The organism is Aromatoleum sp., from assembly GCF_036675785.1.
Taxonomy (GTDB): domain Bacteria; phylum Pseudomonadota; class Gammaproteobacteria; order Burkholderiales; family Rhodocyclaceae; genus Aromatoleum.
The window spans coordinates 1-1,578 of record NZ_JAKFEF010000031.1 but is presented as its reverse complement, the minus strand read 5'-3'; the positions used below and the strand labels follow the sequence as shown (position 1 = coordinate 1,578).

General features: G+C 67.7%; 1 protein-coding gene. It reads right to left on the bottom strand.

Annotated features, from left to right (window positions below; all coding sequences use genetic code 11):
- On the bottom strand, positions 1-1,578 hold a 1,578-nt coding region (locus tag V6M37_RS08580; RefSeq protein ID WP_332672326.1), incomplete at both ends, for a peptidoglycan D,D-transpeptidase FtsI family protein.

Below are 1,578 nucleotides of genomic sequence, written 5' to 3'. Positions count from 1 at the left end.
GGCCCAGCCCTTGCTCACATCCGGATCATTGATCACCACCACCATCGAGAACCGCGGATTGCTCGCCGGCACCAGTCCGGCGAAGAAGCCCACGTAACGCCGCGAATAGCCGCCGCCGCTGGCGATGCGCGCGGTGCCGGTCTTGCCGGCGACGCGGTAGCCGAGGATGTGGGCCTGGGTTGCGGTGCCGCCGGGCAGCGTGACCGTTTCCATCATCCGCACGACTTCGCGGGCGACATCGGCATCCATGACCTGCTTCGAAACGGTGCGCTCGCCCTTGACGAAGGTCGGCGTGATCGCGCGCCCGCCGTTGCCGAGCGTGGCGTAGGCGTGCGCGATCTGGAGCGGCGTCGCCGACAGGCCGTAACCATAGGACATGGTCTGCTTGCTGGTGCCGCTCCAGCGCGACGGCTCCGGGAACAAGCCGGCGGCTTCGCCCGGGAAGCCGCTTTGCGTGCTGTCGCCGTAACCGAGCTTCTTCAGGTAGTCGTAGAACGCCTGGTTCGACAGCAGCGCCGCGAGCTTGGAAGCGCCGACGTTCGAGCTCTTGGTGATGATCCCGGTGACGTCTAGCACGCCGTAGTTGTGGGTGTCGGTGGTGCGGTAGCGGCCGTTCGGGATCCAGCCGGGGGACGTGTCGAAGCGCGTGTTCGGCGTCACCAGCCCGGCTTCGAGTACCGCCGCGACGGTGATCGGCTTCATCGTCGAGCCCGGTTCGATCAGGTCGGTGACGGCACGGTTGCGGCGCGCGTCGCGATTGCGGCCGTCGACCGCGTTCGGGTTGTACGACGGCAGGTTCGCCATCGCCAGCACTTCGCCGGTGGCGACGTCGAGCACCACCGCCGAGCCGCTACTCGCGCCGTTCTCGAGCAAGGCGCGCTTGAGTTCGCGATAGGCGAGGAACTGGATGCGGCGATCGATCGACAACGTCAGGTCGTGGCCGGGTTCGGCCGCGCGCACGAGGTCGACGTTCTCGACGATGCGGCCGCGACGATCGCGGATCACGCGCTTGACGCCGGCCTTGCCGCGCAACCAGTCGTCGAACGCGAGTTCCAGGCCTTCCTGGCCACGATCGTCGATGTTGGTGAAGCCGAGCACGTGCGCGACCGCTTCGCCCTGCGGGTAGAAGCGGCGGAATTCGCGCTGGGAGAACACGCCGGGAATGTCGCGGGCGACGATCGCCTTCGCCGCGTCCGGGTTGATGCGGCGCTTGAGGTAGACGAATTCCTTGTCGGCCCGCTGCGAGAGCTTCCGCAGCAGGTGTTCGTGCGGGACGCCGAGCGCTTTCGCCAGTTCCGGCAAGCGCTGCGGGTGCTTGAGCAGTTCCTGCGGGTTGCCCCAGATCGTTTCCACCGGCGAAGACACTGCCAGTGGCTCGCCGTTGCGGTCGGTGATCATGCCGCGCGAGGTCGCGATGGGGATCTCGCGCAGGAAGCGCGCATCGCCCTGGCGCTGGTAGAAATCGTTGTCGACCACCTGCAGGTCGACAGCGCGCGCGAGCAACGCCAGCGAACACACGCCGAGGGTGCCGGCGACCAGCGCCAAGCGGCCACGCAGGTTGAATTGCGCGCGGTTGCG